The sequence below is a fragment of the Micromonospora trifolii genome (assembly GCF_022229005.1).
Classification (GTDB): domain Bacteria; phylum Actinomycetota; class Actinomycetes; order Mycobacteriales; family Micromonosporaceae; genus Micromonospora; species Micromonospora trifolii.
On the sequence record NZ_JAKKFD010000005.1, the window covers coordinates 111,016 to 125,101 of the forward strand.

At 71.5% G+C, this 14,086-nt stretch carries 14 protein-coding genes; 9 read left to right on the forward strand and 5 right to left on the reverse strand.

Annotated elements, in window-relative coordinates; all coding sequences use genetic code 11:
• Positions 1-18 precede the first annotated feature (18 nt).
• Positions 19-1,590, reverse strand: a complete 1,572-nt coding sequence (locus NIE79_RS04920) for an LLM class flavin-dependent oxidoreductase (protein WP_238677413.1) — start codon at positions 1,588-1,590, stop codon at positions 19-21.
• A gap of 114 nt (positions 1,591-1,704) precedes the next feature.
• Here NIE79_RS04920 and NIE79_RS04925 point away from each other — a divergent pair, with 114 nt between their 5' ends.
• On the forward strand, positions 1,705-2,298 hold the full coding sequence (locus tag NIE79_RS04925; RefSeq protein WP_238677414.1) for a MarR family winged helix-turn-helix transcriptional regulator: 594 nt from the start codon (positions 1,705-1,707) through the stop codon (positions 2,296-2,298).
• Positions 2,299-2,392: 94 nt separating this feature from the next.
• Here NIE79_RS04925 and NIE79_RS04930 read toward each other — a convergent pair whose 3' ends face one another.
• Both NIE79_RS04930 and NIE79_RS04935 read right to left on the reverse strand, forming a co-directional pair.
• Entirely contained in the window at positions 2,393-3,904 is a 1,512-nt protein-coding gene (locus tag NIE79_RS04930; protein WP_238677415.1) for a CehA/McbA family metallohydrolase domain-containing protein, read from the reverse strand.
• A gap of 233 nt (positions 3,905-4,137) precedes the next feature.
• The gene (locus tag NIE79_RS04935) at positions 4,138-4,800 is read right to left on the reverse strand and encodes a hypothetical protein (RefSeq protein WP_238677416.1); all 663 of its coding nucleotides are present in this window, start codon (positions 4,798-4,800) and stop codon (positions 4,138-4,140) included.
• 420 nt (positions 4,801-5,220) lie between these two features.
• Here NIE79_RS04935 and NIE79_RS04940 point away from each other — a divergent pair, with 420 nt between their 5' ends.
• Both NIE79_RS04940 and NIE79_RS04945 read left to right on the forward strand, forming a co-directional pair.
• Positions 5,221-6,183 carry a helix-turn-helix transcriptional regulator gene (locus NIE79_RS04940; protein ID WP_238677417.1) on the forward strand — a complete coding sequence of 321 codons (963 nt, stop codon included), beginning with the start codon at positions 5,221-5,223 and terminating at the stop codon, positions 6,181-6,183.
• Positions 6,184-6,239: 56 nt separating this feature from the next.
• Positions 6,240-6,866 carry a DUF6624 domain-containing protein gene (locus NIE79_RS04945; protein WP_238677418.1) on the forward strand — a complete coding sequence of 209 codons (627 nt, stop codon included), beginning with the start codon at positions 6,240-6,242 and terminating at the stop codon, positions 6,864-6,866.
• A 39-nt stretch (positions 6,867-6,905) separates the two neighbouring features.
• Here the strand turns inward: NIE79_RS04945 and NIE79_RS04950 are convergent, their stop codons facing one another.
• Positions 6,906-7,301, reverse strand: coding sequence for a winged helix-turn-helix transcriptional regulator (locus NIE79_RS04950; protein ID WP_196924914.1), 396 nt, complete (start codon positions 7,299-7,301; stop codon positions 6,906-6,908).
• Positions 7,302-7,397: 96 nt separating this feature from the next.
• Here NIE79_RS04950 and NIE79_RS04955 point away from each other — a divergent pair, with 96 nt between their 5' ends.
• Both NIE79_RS04955 and NIE79_RS04960 read left to right on the forward strand, forming a co-directional pair.
• The gene (locus tag NIE79_RS04955) at positions 7,398-8,255 is read left to right on the forward strand and encodes an SDR family oxidoreductase (protein WP_238677419.1); all 858 of its coding nucleotides are present in this window, start codon (positions 7,398-7,400) and stop codon (positions 8,253-8,255) included.
• Positions 8,256-8,412: 157 nt separating this feature from the next.
• The gene (locus NIE79_RS04960; protein WP_238677420.1) at positions 8,413-8,877 is read left to right on the forward strand and encodes a GNAT family N-acetyltransferase; all 465 of its coding nucleotides are present in this window, start codon (positions 8,413-8,415) and stop codon (positions 8,875-8,877) included.
• Between the two features lie 47 nt (positions 8,878-8,924).
• Here NIE79_RS04960 and NIE79_RS04965 read toward each other — a convergent pair whose 3' ends face one another.
• Positions 8,925-9,614: a TetR/AcrR family transcriptional regulator gene (locus NIE79_RS04965; RefSeq protein ID WP_238677421.1), complete on the reverse strand. Its 690-nt coding sequence runs from the start codon at positions 9,612-9,614 to the stop codon at positions 8,925-8,927.
• 220 nt (positions 9,615-9,834) lie between these two features.
• On the opposite strand from NIE79_RS04965, the gene NIE79_RS04970 reads away from it, so the two are divergent.
• The 4 genes from NIE79_RS04970 to NIE79_RS04985 all read left to right on the forward strand — a co-directional run bounded on the left by NIE79_RS04970 (position 9,835) and on the right by NIE79_RS04985 (position 14,083).
• Complete coding sequence (locus tag NIE79_RS04970) at positions 9,835-10,782, forward strand: ion transporter (RefSeq protein WP_238677422.1); 948 nt, start codon at positions 9,835-9,837, stop codon at positions 10,780-10,782.
• A gap of 78 nt (positions 10,783-10,860) precedes the next feature.
• Entirely contained in the window at positions 10,861-12,030 is a 1,170-nt protein-coding gene (locus NIE79_RS04975; protein ID WP_238677423.1) for an acyl-CoA dehydrogenase family protein, read from the forward strand.
• Positions 12,030-12,875 carry a phosphate/phosphite/phosphonate ABC transporter substrate-binding protein gene (locus tag NIE79_RS04980; protein WP_238677424.1) on the forward strand — a complete coding sequence of 282 codons (846 nt, stop codon included), beginning with the start codon at positions 12,030-12,032 and terminating at the stop codon, positions 12,873-12,875. The genes NIE79_RS04975 and NIE79_RS04980 overlap by 1 nt, the downstream gene beginning before the upstream one ends.
• Positions 12,872-14,083 carry a ferritin-like domain-containing protein gene (locus tag NIE79_RS04985; RefSeq protein WP_238677425.1) on the forward strand — a complete coding sequence of 404 codons (1,212 nt, stop codon included), beginning with the start codon at positions 12,872-12,874 and terminating at the stop codon, positions 14,081-14,083. Before NIE79_RS04980 ends, NIE79_RS04985 begins: the two co-directional genes overlap by 4 nt.
• Positions 14,084-14,086: the final 3 nt, after the last annotated feature.

Sequence of the window (14,086 nt, forward strand, 5' to 3'; positions counted from 1 at the left end):
GCCGCCACGGCGCGTCGATCAGGCGATGCCCAACCGCGCCAACGGCTCGACCAGCTCCCGCTCCTCGTAGCTGAGGTGCGACAGGAGAGCGTCGGTCAGCAGGTCCACAGCGGCCCGCAGCTCGGCGATGCCGTCCGGAGAGCCGACGTACGCGACCAGGGCCCGATCGACACCCTCCAGCACGTCATGGATGACGTGATGTTCCTGTTCCAGCCGGTCGACCACCGGGCCGAGCCGGGCGTCCCGTGCCCGCAACCGGGGGAAGAGCGACTGGTCCTCGATCGTGTGGTGGGTGGTGACGATGCGGCAGTACGACTCGCAGTAGACGCCGAGGGTCCACCGGTTCTGCCGCATGGTCATCGTGTTGATGTGGGACCGGGCCGCACCGGCGTCGATCTCGCCGGCCGCCACCTGATCGATCAGGTCGTGGATCTGGGCCAGCTCGGCGCGCAGGCCGTCGTGGATCTGCACGAGGTGCGCGCCGGTGGCCTGCTCCTGCGGGGTGTAGGTGCGCTCCGGGTCGGGCGCGGGCCCGATCGGCCGGGTCGACTCGTCCCACACCTGCTGCTCGCTTCGCCGTACGCCGTCGTCCGGGGTCGGCACCACTGCGAACGCGCCGCCGGTCGCGGTGGCGCGGCTCGCCCGGACCGGCGGCGCGACGACCGGCTCCGGCTCCGGCTCACGATCCGGAGCCGTGCCCCGGTCACGTTCGGCGGCGACCAGCTCGCGGACGGCGGGGGCCACCTCGCCGGCAAAGCGGCGCAGGTCGTCGGGGTCGTCGCTGCCCAGGATGAAGGTGCCCACGCCCTCCTCCAGTGCCAGCTCGGCCAGTTCCTCGGCCCACTGCTCGGCGGGCCCGTTCAGCGGGCCGCGCCCGACGGTCGAGAACTCTCCGGCGATGTTGAGCAGCCGACGCACGTCCTGCGGCGACCGGCCGGCCTGCTGCGCGGCGTCGTCGATGATCGCGTTGCCCTTGGCCAGATCACCGGGCTGGAGGTAGCCCAGCGTGGGCAGCCAACCGTCGGCCCGACGACCGGTGAGCTGGAGCATCCGGGGCTTGTACGCGCCCAGCCAGATCGGCACCGCGTGGGCCGGAGCGGGGCCACGCTTGGCGCCCACCACCCGGTAGAACTCGCCGTCGACACGTACCCCGCCGCGCGTCTCGACGTCCCAGAGCTGACGGACGACCTCGATGGCCTCCTCCAGCGCTCGTACGCCCTGGCCGGGGGTCAGCCGCCGGCCGCCCATCGCCTCGATGGCATCCCAGAACGCCCCGGCCCCGAGGCCGAGGTTGATCCGGCCGCCGCTGAGCAGGTCCAGGCTCGCCACGCTGCGGGCGAGCACCGCCGGCGGGCGCAGTGGCAGGTTCGTCACGTTCGCGGCCAGGTGCACCCGGCTGGTGCGGGCCGCCACGAAGCTCAGCAGCGTCCAGGTGTCGAGGAACGCCGGCTGGTACGGGTGATCCTGGAAGGTGACCAGGTCCAACCCGACCTGCTCGGCCAGGACGGCGACGCCGACCGCACGGTCCGGATTGTCAGCGCTGGGCGTGACGAAGGAGCCGAAGACCAGCTCGTGGCCGTAGTCGCTCATCTGCGAGCCTCCCGATTTCCCCGACGCCTCAGGCGATGCGTCGTGACCTTAACCTTATGCCACGCAGAACATATTCTGCCAACAAGGTCTGCGTCACTGCGGTATTGTCGGGGGATGACGGGTGCCTCTCACCGGCCGGACCGGCCCGATCCGCTCGACGACGACCTGGGCTGGATGCTCGGCATCGTCTTCCGCGGCTACGTCCGGGCGGCCGAGCACGCGCTCGCCGACTTCCCCGGTGGCCCCCGCGGCTACCAACTGCTCACCGCTGCCAGCAACGGGCCGGCCCGCAACCAGGGCGCGATCGCCGAGGAGATCGGCATCGACCGCACCGTCCTCACGTACCTGATCGATGACCTGGAGCGGCCCGGGTTCGTGGCCCGACGCGCGGACCCGACCGACCGGCGCAACCGGCTGGTCGAGGTCACCGACGCCGGCCGTGCCGCCTGGGAACAGCGGCGGTTGGCACTGCGGCAGGTCGAGTCGCATCTGCTGGGGGCGCTCACGCCGGCCGAGTCGGCGACGCTGCGGTCACTGCTCCAGAAGGTCGCCTGCTCGGCCCAGGCGGTGGACCCGTTGCGCGACCTCTGCGAGGTGGTGACACAGGTGCAGGCCGACCCGGCACCCGCTGCCCGCCGGACCGGCGCGGCGACAGCGCGGAGCGGGCGAACCCCCACCCCCCGAGCCCGCCGCAGCAGGCCCGACTGACCTGCGGACACAGCGGGGCGGGCCCGCCCCGCACCACCCGACGTTGTTTGTCGAGCGGTGCCGGACAGGCCCGCGATGTCGCTACCGCACTCGGTCAGCGGACGTGCACGAAGACCGGGTTCGAGTAGAACCACAGGTCGTCCCACGGGCTCTCCAGCCCGTCGGCGAGCGGCTCGGCCTCGTCGGTGCTGGTGCCGCGCACCCGCGCGTAGGTGTCCGCCTCGACATTGCGCAGGGTGTGCCGAATGACGTAGCTGTCGCCCTGCCGACGCCAGTCCCGTGGGCCGAACCGGGCCGCCACGGTGGTGGTGGGGTTGGTGTCGGCGTCCAGGCTGGCGCTCGGGCCGGTGATCTGGCCGACGATCAGGTCGACCCGACGGACCTCGGGCCGGTCGCCGTTCGCGTTCGCCCCACCCAGCGGGCGGAACGTGATCTCGATCTCGACATCGGTACGGCTACGACGGCTCACCGTGATCGTCTCGCCCACCTCGGCGGTCCTGCCCTGCGACGTGGCGGTGACGTCGAGACTGCGGATCAGATCACCGGTGGTGACCCAGATCCGGCCGTTGCGCAGGCCGTCCATGATGTCGCCGTAGTCCTGGCGGGCGTGCACGTACGTCTTGCTGTACTCGCCCGGCCAGAAGTCGGAGCCACCGCGGGTCCAGTGCACGTGCGAGTCCGAGGTCGCGGTGATCCACCAGCGCCGGCCCTCGCCGAGCAGTGAGTCCCACAGGCCGCCGACACGGGCGGTCATCTGGTCGAAGCCGCCGTAGGTGGGGTGGTTGCCGTAGCCGCCCCGCTTGCCACCGTTGAGCGGACCGGCCTGGTGACCGGGGGCGCCCTCGAAACCGATGTAGACGTCCGGCGCGGCGTTGTTGCCGTTGCGGAACTCGCGCGGGGTGTCCTGGCCGTAGACGCCGAGACCGGGCGCCGAACGGGACGCGTGGTGGGCGATCACCAGCGGCTTGTGCGGCATGCCCCGGGCGACCTTGAGGAACTCCACCATCTTGGCCTCGGTGTCGCGGGCCGGGTCGGTGGGGAACGCGTCGTACTTGGCGAACCGGCTCTCCAGCTCGAAGAGCTGCTTCGCCTCGTCCTCGTGCCGCGGGATCATCAACGTGTGGTGGTCCAGCGAGGGCGCGTCGAACTCCATGCCCCAGAACTGGAGCACCTCGGGGACCAGCTTGCGGGACCGCAGCAGGTCGGGGTACGCCTGCTCGATGTTCACCTTCGAGTGGGTCGGTCCACCGTGGTCGGTGCACATCGCCCAGGTCAGGCCGAAGTTTTTCGCCATGATGGCGTTGGTGACGATTGGGTAGACCGCGTCCGCGCCCTTGTGGAAGACGATCGGGGACTTGGCGGTGTCGAACTCGCCGCTGTACTCGGAGTGGATGTGGTGGTCGCCCGCACGCCACGCCCGGCTCTTGGAGCTACCCCGGTCGGTCTTGTCGTCGTCACCCGGCCGGCGGTCCTCGTCGGCCCACGCCGCGCCGGCGCCGACCAGTGGGCTGGCCGCGGCCAGCGTCGCGCCGACGCCCGCGTACTTGACCAGCTTGCGCCGGGACAGCTGCGCGTGCTCGGCCTCTTCGGGATGCTTGTCTCTCACGTGAGAGCCTCTCCTCGATCAAGCGAATGCTCTTTCGATCAAGGAGCCTCGGAGAAGGCGGTGAACACCCGCCGTACGCAGCGGGTGCGCACGATGAACACCCTGCCCCGACCTGCCGGAAGCGCCGGACGTGGCAGCAGTGGGTCATCAAATGATCGCGCAGTGTCCAGTCGGGACCGGCCTCGGCCGAGCCGGGTCAGGCGTTCGCCGACGGTGCGTCGCCGACGGCCCGGTCAGATCCGGGCGCGCGGCAGCCAGCCCAGGAATCGGAGCCGGACCCGGGGCAACGGCAGCGTGGGCAGGTCCTGGGCGGCGGCGACGAGGCACGAGCCGAGATAGACCGCGAGGGAGGCGCGCGCTCCACCGAACTCGGCGAGCAGCTGGCTCTGCTTGGTGGCGCAGGGCCACTCGCGGCCGCATCCGGTGCAGGTCCAGCTCGGCGGGTTGGGGAGGTGCTCCGGCAGCTTGGCGCGGCGGTACCGACCGACGACGCTGTTGTCCGAGCGCACGTCGCGTCGCCGTGCCGCCGGGCCTTCGTTGCGGCGGGCTACCGGACGGGCACCGGGCAGGTAGCGCCCGACGGTGCCGAAGAGCACGCCGACGCGAATCAGGGCGTCCGGTCCGACGTGCTGGGTCAGCAACGCTGTCATCAGGTAGTGCCCCAGCAGGTCGAAGGCGTCGCGGTGCAGACCCAGGTCGCGGCAGAGGTCGACGAAGTCCGGCGTGGTCAGTGGCACCCGGTCGTCGAGTGCGCGGCGCAGCACCTCACGTAACCCACGCCCGAGCCTCTCCAGCGCGTCCCCCTCGCCCAGGCCCAGGCTGTCCTCGTCCGCCACCCGGGCCAGTGCCTCGGCGACGGCCAACCGAACGACGCGGTCAGGATCGGTACTGTCCAACGCTTCCCCCTCCGTGGGTCGGCCTCCCGGCAGTGACCCGGTCATCCTCCGACGAATCATGAACAAGATTTCGCTGTCGTCCACGAGGGTGGCTAGGACAACAGACGTAGAACCATTCGGCGCGCTAGCCGGAAAACGAAGTCGAGCTGCCGACACAGCACAGTGATTAGCGGGACGGACGTCAGCGATTGTCGTATGGTGACATTCCCGTCTACAGATATTGCGCCTCAGGTTCGATGAATGGTCGGACCAGATCCGACACGCTCCACCGGTCGCTGCCGTCCCGCTCGCGACGTTCCATCCCACCGCACCGCCGGCCAACGATGTGCCGGGTCACCGCCGAGCACCCCGGCACGTCCCGAACCTGCCGTCGGCACCGTTTCAGCACCCGGCGGCACCTCCACCGGACGGAGACAGCGGATGACGTCATCGCCAGTGCAGACCCACCAGTTCGACAGCCGTGACCCGGCGGTCATCCAGGAATTCCTGTCCGCCACGTACGACCCGAAACTGCGCATTCAGAGCAGGAACGGCTACCGGCTCACCCACCATCGCGTCGACACCGGCCTCTTCGCCATCGCGACCACCCGCCAGACCGGGCACCTCGAAATCGATGCGAGCACCCTCGGCGGCCTGGTCATCGGTCGCAGCCGCACCGCGCAGGTCGATCGCTCCTGCAACGGGTCGGCCCACCGGTTCGGCCCTGGCGAAGCCTTCCTCGTCACCAGGCCCCAGGAGCCGTGCGCCGTCCACTGGCATCCCGGCGAGGTGGAACTCTGCGTATTGGACCTGTCGGTGCTGACGCAGGTGGCCACCACCGCGCCGGCCCGCCGGCCCGGTCGGATCGAGTTCACCGAGCTGGGTGCCGCCAGCACTGTCCTCGCCAGGCAGTGGCGCAACACCACAAGCTTCGTCCGCGACGTCGTGTTGAACAGCCCGGCCGCCGGGGCACAATCGCTGGTGATCGGCAACGCCGCCCGGATGCTGGCCGCCGCGGCGCTCGCGGTCTTCCCGAACACCGCGTTCACCGAACCGACCGCCGCGGATCGGAACGACGCCACCACCGCCACGCTGCGCCGGGCGATCGCGTTTCTGGAGGAGCACGCCGACCGGGACATCAGCGCGGCCGACATCGCCGGCGCCGCCGGCGTCTCCCTCCGGGCGGTGCAACTCGCCTTCCGCCGTCATCTCGGCACCACCCCGATGGCCTACCTGCGTCGGGTCCGGCTCGTCCGGGCACACCACGACCTGGTACGCGCCGACCCGCGTCAGGAGACGGTCTCGGCGATCGCCAGTCGGTGGGGGTTCGCCAGCCACAGCAGGTTCACCGCGCGATACCACGCCAGCTTCGGCGTGCCACCGCGCGAGACACTGAACACCTGAGACAGGCCGCGGTCCGCGCCTTGTGGGGATGACCACGACCCGACCACAATCGGCGAGTGAAGCTCCCGTCGCCGCTCACGGTGCCGCTGGTGGCACTGCTGACCCTCGCCGCCTGCGGCACCTCGTCCAGGCCGGCCGACGACCCACCGAGCAACGCGCCGCCGGCAGCGTCGAGCACCCCCTCCCCCGCCTCGTTCGACAGGGTGCTGCACGACGAGTTGATCGCGATGCTGGCGCGTGACCAGGCCGACCGCGAGGGCACGCCACAGAGTGAGTCCGACCAGGCCCGCACCGAACGGTTGAAGGAGATCCTCCGTAGCCACGGTTGGCCGACCTTCGCCCTCGTGGGCGAGGACGGCGGCAACGCCGCCTGGGCGATCGCCCAGCACTCCGACCAGGATCCGACCTTTCAACAGTTGGCACTGGACCTGCTACGGGCGGCGGTGGCCGCCCGCCAGGCATCGCCTGGCAACCTGGCCTACCTGGAGGACCGGGTCGCGGTGGGCAGGGGCGAGCCCCAGGGGTACGGCACACAGATTCGCTGCGGACCGGACGGCCCCGTCCCGACGACTCCGATCACTGACGAGCAGGGTCTCGAGCGGCGCCGGGCCGAGGCCGGCCTGCCGACGCTGGCCAGCTATCTGGCCGAGATGACCACGATCTGCGCGCAGGACGCCAACTAGTGCGGCGTCGACCGAACGTTCGGCGGGACGGGCCGCGAGTCAGCCCCGGTCGCGCTCGCGGCTGTCGCGGGCGGTCTGCAACTCGGGCACCGAGGCCTCCAGCAGATCGGCGAGGCCACGCAGTTGCTCGGCGACCCGGGCACCGAGCGGGGTCAGTGAGTATTCGACGCGCGGTGGGATCGCGGTGAGCACCTCGCGGGTGAGCATTCCGTCGCGTTCGAGGGTCTGCAGGGTCTGGGAGAGCATCCGCTCGCTGACCCCGTCGATGCGGCGACGCAGCGCGTTGAACCGGTAGCGGCCCTCACCGAGCGCCAACAGGGCCAGCGAGGCCCACTTCGAGGTGACGTCCTCGAAGGCCGCACGGGAGGTGCACCCCCGGGCGAAGACATCGCTGACGAATTCCTGGGTAGGCCCCGCCGGGTCCTGGGCCGGCATGTCGCTCACCTCACCAGCCTATCCCACGCCACACCTTGGTTAGTGCTGTAGATTAGTAAGTGCTTACTGATCTGCCCCTACCCTCCGGAGGTTCCCATGCCCACCTATGCCGTCACCGGCGCCACCGGCCGGCTGGGCCGCCTGGTGATCGAGCAGTTGCTCGACAGCGGCGTACCCGCCACCGAGATCGCCGCCATCGTCCGCAGCCCGGAGAAGGCCGCCGCCCTGGCCGCGCGCGGGGTCGAGATCCGCAAGGCCAGCTACGACGACCCGTCGACGCTGCCCGGCGCCGTGGCCGGCGTACGCCGCCTGCTGCTCATCTCCGGCGACACTCCCGGTCAGCGCGTCGCGCAGCACACAGCGGTCATCGACGCCGCCAAGCTCGCCGGGGTGGAGCGTCTCGTCTACACCAGCATCCTCAAGGCCGACACCACCGCGAACCCGCTCGCGCCGGAGCACAAGGCCACCGAGGAGGTCCTCGCCGCGTCCGGTCTGAGCTACACAGTGCTGCGCAACAGCTGGTACACCGAGAACTACACCGACCAGCTGCCGCAGTACCTGGGGTCCGGCACCATCCTCGGCGCCACCGGCGGCAGCAAGATCTCCGCCGCTACCCGCGCCGACTACGCGGGGGCGGCCGTGGCCGCGCTGACCCGCGAGGAGGACGGCAACGCCGTCTACGAACTGGGCGGGACCCCGTTCACCTTCGACGAGCTGGCCGAGGCCGTGACCGAGGTGACCGGCACCACAGTCGTCCACCAGGACATGTCCGCCGCCGAGCTGGCCTCGGCCCTGGAGAACGTCGGCCTGGACGCGGGCACCGCCGGTTTCGTCGCCGCGCTCGACCACTCGATCGCCAACGGCGAGCTGGCGACCGACAGCGACGACCTCAGCCGGTTGCTCGGCCGGCCGAGCACCCCGCTGCGCGACGCCATCCGGGCCGCGCGGGCCTGATCGCCGAAGCGGGCGGCGGGGGCCTACGGTCGCCGTCGCCCGTCACGGAGTCAAGCTGCGCACGTATCCTCGACGGCATGGTGAGGCAGCCCTCCCGGCCCGTCGGGCCGCCACGGCAGGCCGTGCGCTCCGACCTGGACACTCCGGTGTCGACCCGGTGAGCGGTGGCGACTTCGTCGTCCGCGCCGCCGTAGCGCAGGACGACCCCGAGCTGGTCTTCGACGTGCTGTGGCACCTCGCTCCCGACGACGCACGGCCGGACACCGCCCGGCTCGCCACCGCCTGGCGCGACCTGCACGCCCAAGCCGGCCGCCGCCTCCTGCTGGCCGCCGCCGGGGACACGTTCGTGGGCACCCTGGACACCCTCGTCGCCCCCAACCTCACCCACGGCGCGCGACCGTACATGGTGGTGGAGAACGTGGTGGTCGCACCCGGATGGCGCCGTCGTGGGGTCGCCCGGGCCCTCATGCTGGCGGCGGTGAACGAGGCGACGGCGGCCGGCTGTTACAAGATCCAACTGGTGTCGAACGCCGCGCGTACCGACGCCCACCGGTTCTACGCGTCCATCGGGTTCACGCAGTCCGCTCTCGGTTACCGCCGGTACCTCACCGCCGCGGCGTGACGTCGGGCGGAGCGCTCCCGCGTCCCGGCCGAGGCCAGGCGAGGCGGTCAGCCCGCCTCGGTCGACCCCGCGAGCAGCAGGCCGGTCAGCAGACTTCGCAGGGTCCGCTCGACGAGGTCCGCCCGGGGCGCCGGCCCCGGGGGCTGGCTGAACGCCGCGACCAGGTGCGGGTACGCCGTGAGGTCCACCCCGGCGAAGCTGAACGCCCCGGCGGCGGACTCGCGGCGGGCGAAGAGGCTCACCACGCCGGTCATCATCGCGATGGCCTCGAACTTGGCGGCGACGGGGCAGCGCACGGGTTCCAGGATCCGGATGCAGTTGTCGAACCAGGCCAGGCTCTGTGGGCCGATGCCGGTGGGCCGGTGGATCACGTCGAGCAGCCAGGGGTGGGCGCCGAACAGCGCCAACTGCCGGCGTCCCAGCAGCACCATCGTCTCCAACCAGTCGTCCTCCACCTGCGGGTACGGGCGCAGCTCCCCCACGGCCCGGTCGGTCATCAGGTCCAGCAGGTCCTCGCGGGATGACAGGTAGCGGTAGAGGGATCCGGCGCCGGTGCCGAGCGCGGCGGCCACGGCGCGCATCGACACCGCGGCCAGCCCTTCGGCGTCGGCCAGGGTGATGGCGGCCGCGACGATGGCATCGCGGCTGTGCGCCGGAGCGGGGCCGCGGCTGCCGCGTTCGGGCCTGCTCCAGATCGGCGGCCGGTCGGGGCCGCCGCTCGCGGCTGTGTCACTCACTGATCTACTGTAAACTGCAAACGTCGTTCGCGATTTGTGTCGTCGCCGGGAGGATCGCGCCGACGCGCAGCGAAAGAGTCACCCTGCACGGATGCCGCGGTCGCCCAGCGTCGTTGATCTTGGATAGGCTGGTGGGCATGCCCGCACACCATCCGCACCGCCACGACGACGGCCGGAGGTGGGCCCCGGCCCCGGCGCGCCTCATCGAGTCGGCCGACTGGTGAGTGACGCGCCCGTGCCCGCCCAGCGGGGTGGTCCGTCCACACCACCGCGGCACCGCTCGGGTTGGACCGACCGTTGCGACCAGCTCGCCCGGTCGCGACCCTTCGAGATCGCCATCGTCGTGGTCATCCTCGCCAACGGCATCGTTCTCGGCCTGGAGACGTACGACGACCTGAGCCCGGCGGGCACCGCGCTGCACGGGCTGGAGCTGTTCTTCCGGGCCGTCTTCGTCGTCGAGATCGCCGTCCGGCTGGCCGCCTACGGCAGACGCCCACAGGACTTCTTCCGGCACGGCTGGAACGTCTTCGACTTCGTGGTGATCGCGGCGATCTTCATACCGGGCCTGCACGGCGACCCGGCGCTGCTGCGGGTCGTACGGGTCGCCCGCATGGTGCGCCTGGTGCGGTTCTCGCCGGGTCTGCGGACCATCGTCTCCGCGCTGTGGCGCAGCCTGCCGGGCGTCACCGGGTTCCTCGCCCTGGCCGTGGTGACGCTGTACGTGTACGGGATGGCCGGCTGGCTCATCTTCGGCAACAGGTATCCGGAGGAGTACGGCGACATCGGCCGGTCGCTGCTGACGTTGTTCGTGCTGTTGTCGCTGGAGACGCTGCCGGACCTCATCGAGCAGGGCATGGCGATCTCACCATGGACACTGCTCTACTACGTCAGCTACGTGGTCATCACCGTCAACCTGCTGCTCAACATCCTCATCGCGGTCATCGTGAACTCCATGGAGGAGGCCCGCCGGTTGGAGATGACCGAGCGACTGGCCCCCGGGTACGACGAGGACGGCGACGGCGTACCGGACGAGGTGGACCGGATCGCGCTCACCCAACGGCTGGACGACCTGCGGGCGGTCATCACCGAGTTGGAGCGCGAGTTGCGCATCGACCGGGACGACGGGCACGGCCGATCGCACCGGGACACTGCCCGCGTCAGACGGTAATCCGACGCTCGCGCTACGTCTTCGGGTTCGGATAGTGTCGACGGCGGTCCCGTCGGCCTGCTTGAAGGGGTACCGAGCATGACGACCAGTGTCGACAATGCCCAGACCGCCACCGACCCCACGGACACGCTCGGCACGGTGATCGACGACGTGATCCGCCCGCAGGCACCGATCGTCGACCGGGACGGGGCCTTCCCCCGTGCGGGTGTCGACGCTCTCGCCGCAGCCGGCCTGCTCGGCCTGGCCTCCTCGACCGAGGTCGGCGGCGCGGGCCACGGCATGCGGGCCGTCGCCGAGGTGATCGAGCGGCTGGCCGCCGAGTGCGGGTCCACAGCGATGGTGGTGCTCATGCACTACGCGGCGACAGCCGTCATCGAGGCGCACGGCCCGCGCGACGACCGCGCGGCCATCGCCGCCGGCGATCACCTCACCACGTTGGCGTTCTCCGAGTACGGCTCGCGCAGCCACTTCTGGTCGCCGACCGGCACCGCGACAGCCGCCGACGAGGACACCGTCCGCCTCGACGCCCGTAAGAGCTGGGTCACCTCGGCCGGCGAGGCCAACAGCTACGTCTGGTCGAGCCTTCCGCTGACCCGCGACGCCGGCCCGATGACGCTGTGGCTGGTGCCGGCCGACAGCGCCGGTCTGAGCGTGACCGGCGACTTCGACGGGCTGGGCCTGCGGGGCAACGGCTCTCGGCCGATGACCGCCGACGGGCTGCGGGTTCCGTCGGCGGCGAGGATGGCGGCCGACGGGGCCGGGCTCGACACCGCGCTCGGCGCCGTCCTGCCCTGGTTCCTGGTGCTCAACGCCGCTTTCTGCCTCGGTCTCGCCGACAGCGCGGTGGCCGAGGCCGGCCGACATCTCACCAGGACCACGCTCACGCACACCGGCGCCGCACTGCGCGACGCGCCCGTCACCCGACGCGACCTCGCCCGGCTGATGATCGGCACCCACGCGCTGCGCGCCTTCCTGGGCGACACGCTCACCGCTCTGGAGACCGGCCGTGACGATGCGATGCTGCGGGTGCTCCAGGTCAAAGCGCTCGCCGGCGAGACCGTCGCCGACGTGACCGATGGCGCGATGCAGCTCTGCGGCGGCAGCGCCTTCCGCAAGGAGTTGGGCCTCGAGCGCCGTTTCCGGGACGCCCGCGCGGCCCGGGTGATGGCGCCGACCACCGACGCGCTGCTCGATTTCGTCGGTCGGGTCGCCACCGGGCTGCCGCTGCTCGACGAGGCCAACCGCTGATGCTCGCGCCAACCGTTCTGATGGGCGCGGTCGCGTACGACCCGAAGGTGGTGACCATCTGGGAGGGCTTCCGCACCTGGCTGCGCGGGCGGGGCCTGGACTTCGACTTCGTCCTCTACTCGCACTACGAGCGACAGGTCGAGGACCTCGTCGCCGGGCGGATCGACGCGGCCTGGAACTCTCCCCTGGCCTGGCTGCGGGCCGAGCGACTGGCTGCCGCCCACGGCACGTCCGTCCGCGCGCTCACCATGCGCGACACCGACCAGGACCTCACCTCGGTCGTGGTGGTCCGCGCGGACTCACCGGTGGGTCAGCTCGCCGGCCTCGCCGGACGGGTGGTCGCCGTCGGGGCCCTCGACAGTCCACAGGCGACGCTGATCCCGCTGGGTCACCTCGCGGCGGCCGGGGTCACCGTCGACGTACGCCGCTTCGACGTGGGCGTCGGCCTGCACGGCGACCACATCGGTGGCGAGCGCGACGCAGCCCGCGCCCTGGTGGCCGGGGAGGTCGACGCCGCCTGCATGATCGACGCCAACCATCTGGCGTTCGTTCAGGAGGGCACGTTACCGCCGGAGGGCACCCGGATCGTGGCGCAGACCGCACGCTACGACCACTGCAACATGACGGTCCGCGCGCCGGAGTCCGACGGGGTCCGGCTCTTCGGCACGCTGCTGCTCGGCATGTCGTACGCCGATCCGCAGGTGCGCCCGCTGCTCGACCTGGAGGGGCTGACGGCCTGGCGGGAGGGCCGCACCACGGGCTATGACGCCCTCGCCGACGCTGTCGACGCCAGCGGTTTCTACTCCCCCGACGGGCGGGTGACGGCCACGGACTACCGGCCGTGAGCGCGGCACCGGTCGCCGAGGTCGACCTGGGTGAGCTGGGTTTCGGCCGGGGCGCGCACCTGCTGGTGCAGCGGGCCCTGGCCGGGTTGCCGCGCGGCGGCCGGTTGGCGGTCTCCGGGCGCGACCCGGCGCTGCGCGTACACCTGCCCGCCTGGTGTCGTGGCCGGGGTCATCGGGTCGAATGGCCGGATCGGGGCGAGGCGGGCGATCTGGTGGCGGTGGTGGTCCGGGGGTCGGCGGATGACGACCGTTGGTTCGGCGCGGAGCGGGCCGGGGCGGCACTGCCGTCGGCGCTCAGCAGCCGTCCACCGGCGCGGTGGGGCCTCGGCGCCCGGGGCGCGCTGCTCGAAGCCGGCGGTCCGGAGGCCCGGTTCGACCTCGACGACCGCGACCTGGTCTGGGCCGACATCGCCCCAAACCTGTACGCGCAGGCCGCCGCCCGACAGTGGGACCCGCAGACCGCGGTGCCGTGGGACGACCCGTTCGCGCTGCCGGCCGACGTCGAGGCCGCTGTGGTGCAGGTGATGACCTACCTGGTCGAGAACGAGCAGGCCGCCCTCGTGGTGCCGGCCCGGTTCGTGGGACGCATCCATCCGCACTTTCGGGAGGTGGTGCAGCTTCTCGCCGTGCAGATGGCCGACGAGGCGCGGCACATGGAGGTCTTCAGCCGGCGGGCGCTGCTGCGGGGCGCCGAGATGGGAACGTCATCCGCCGGCGGTCGGCAGTCGCTGTTCACGCTCGTCGCGGAGTCGGACTTCGCGTTGGCGTCGTTCCTGCTCTCCGTGCTCGGCGAGGGCAGCTTCGTCGATCTGCTCTCGTTCCTGCACGAGAACGCCCCGGACCCGGTGACGCGCCGGATCTGCTGGCTCGCCATGCAGGACGAGCGCCGACACGTGGTGTTCGGCATGGCGCACCTGGAGCATCAGGCGCAGCTGGATCCGCTGCTGCGGGACCGGCTGCGGGCGGCGATCCACCGCCGCCACGACGCGCTGGTCGACACCGCGGGGCTCAACGCGGACGTCTTCGACGCGCTGGTGGTGCTCGCGGCGGGTGGTTGGCATCCGGACGACGTGTCCGGCGGCTTCGACCGCGTGCAGGCTCTGCAACACGCGATGGATCAGGGCCGTCAGCGCCGCCTCGTCCGCCTGGGCTTCCGGGCCGACGAGGCGGCGGAGCTCTCCGCTCTGCACACCCGCAACTTCATGTAGCCG

Excerpts from the sequence above, each read along its gene's own strand:
- NIE79_RS04925 (WP_238677414.1), top strand. The coding sequence starts at position 1,705 with ATGACGGGTGCCTCTCACCGGCCGGACCGGCCCGATCCGCTCGACGAC.
- NIE79_RS04950 (WP_196924914.1), bottom strand. The coding sequence starts at position 7,301 with ATGCCGGCCCAGGACCCGGCGGGGCCTACCCAGGAATTCGTCAGCGAT.
- NIE79_RS04955 (WP_238677419.1), top strand. The coding sequence starts at position 7,398 with ATGCCCACCTATGCCGTCACCGGCGCCACCGGCCGGCTGGGCCGCCTG.
- NIE79_RS04975 (WP_238677423.1), top strand. The coding sequence starts at position 10,861 with ATGACGACCAGTGTCGACAATGCCCAGACCGCCACCGACCCCACGGAC.
- NIE79_RS04980 (WP_238677424.1), top strand. The coding sequence starts at position 12,030 with ATGCTCGCGCCAACCGTTCTGATGGGCGCGGTCGCGTACGACCCGAAG.
- NIE79_RS04920 (WP_238677413.1), bottom strand. The coding sequence starts at position 1,590 with ATGAGCGACTACGGCCACGAGCTGGTCTTCGGCTCCTTCGTCACGCCC.
- NIE79_RS04940 (WP_238677417.1), top strand. The coding sequence starts at position 5,221 with ATGACGTCATCGCCAGTGCAGACCCACCAGTTCGACAGCCGTGACCCG.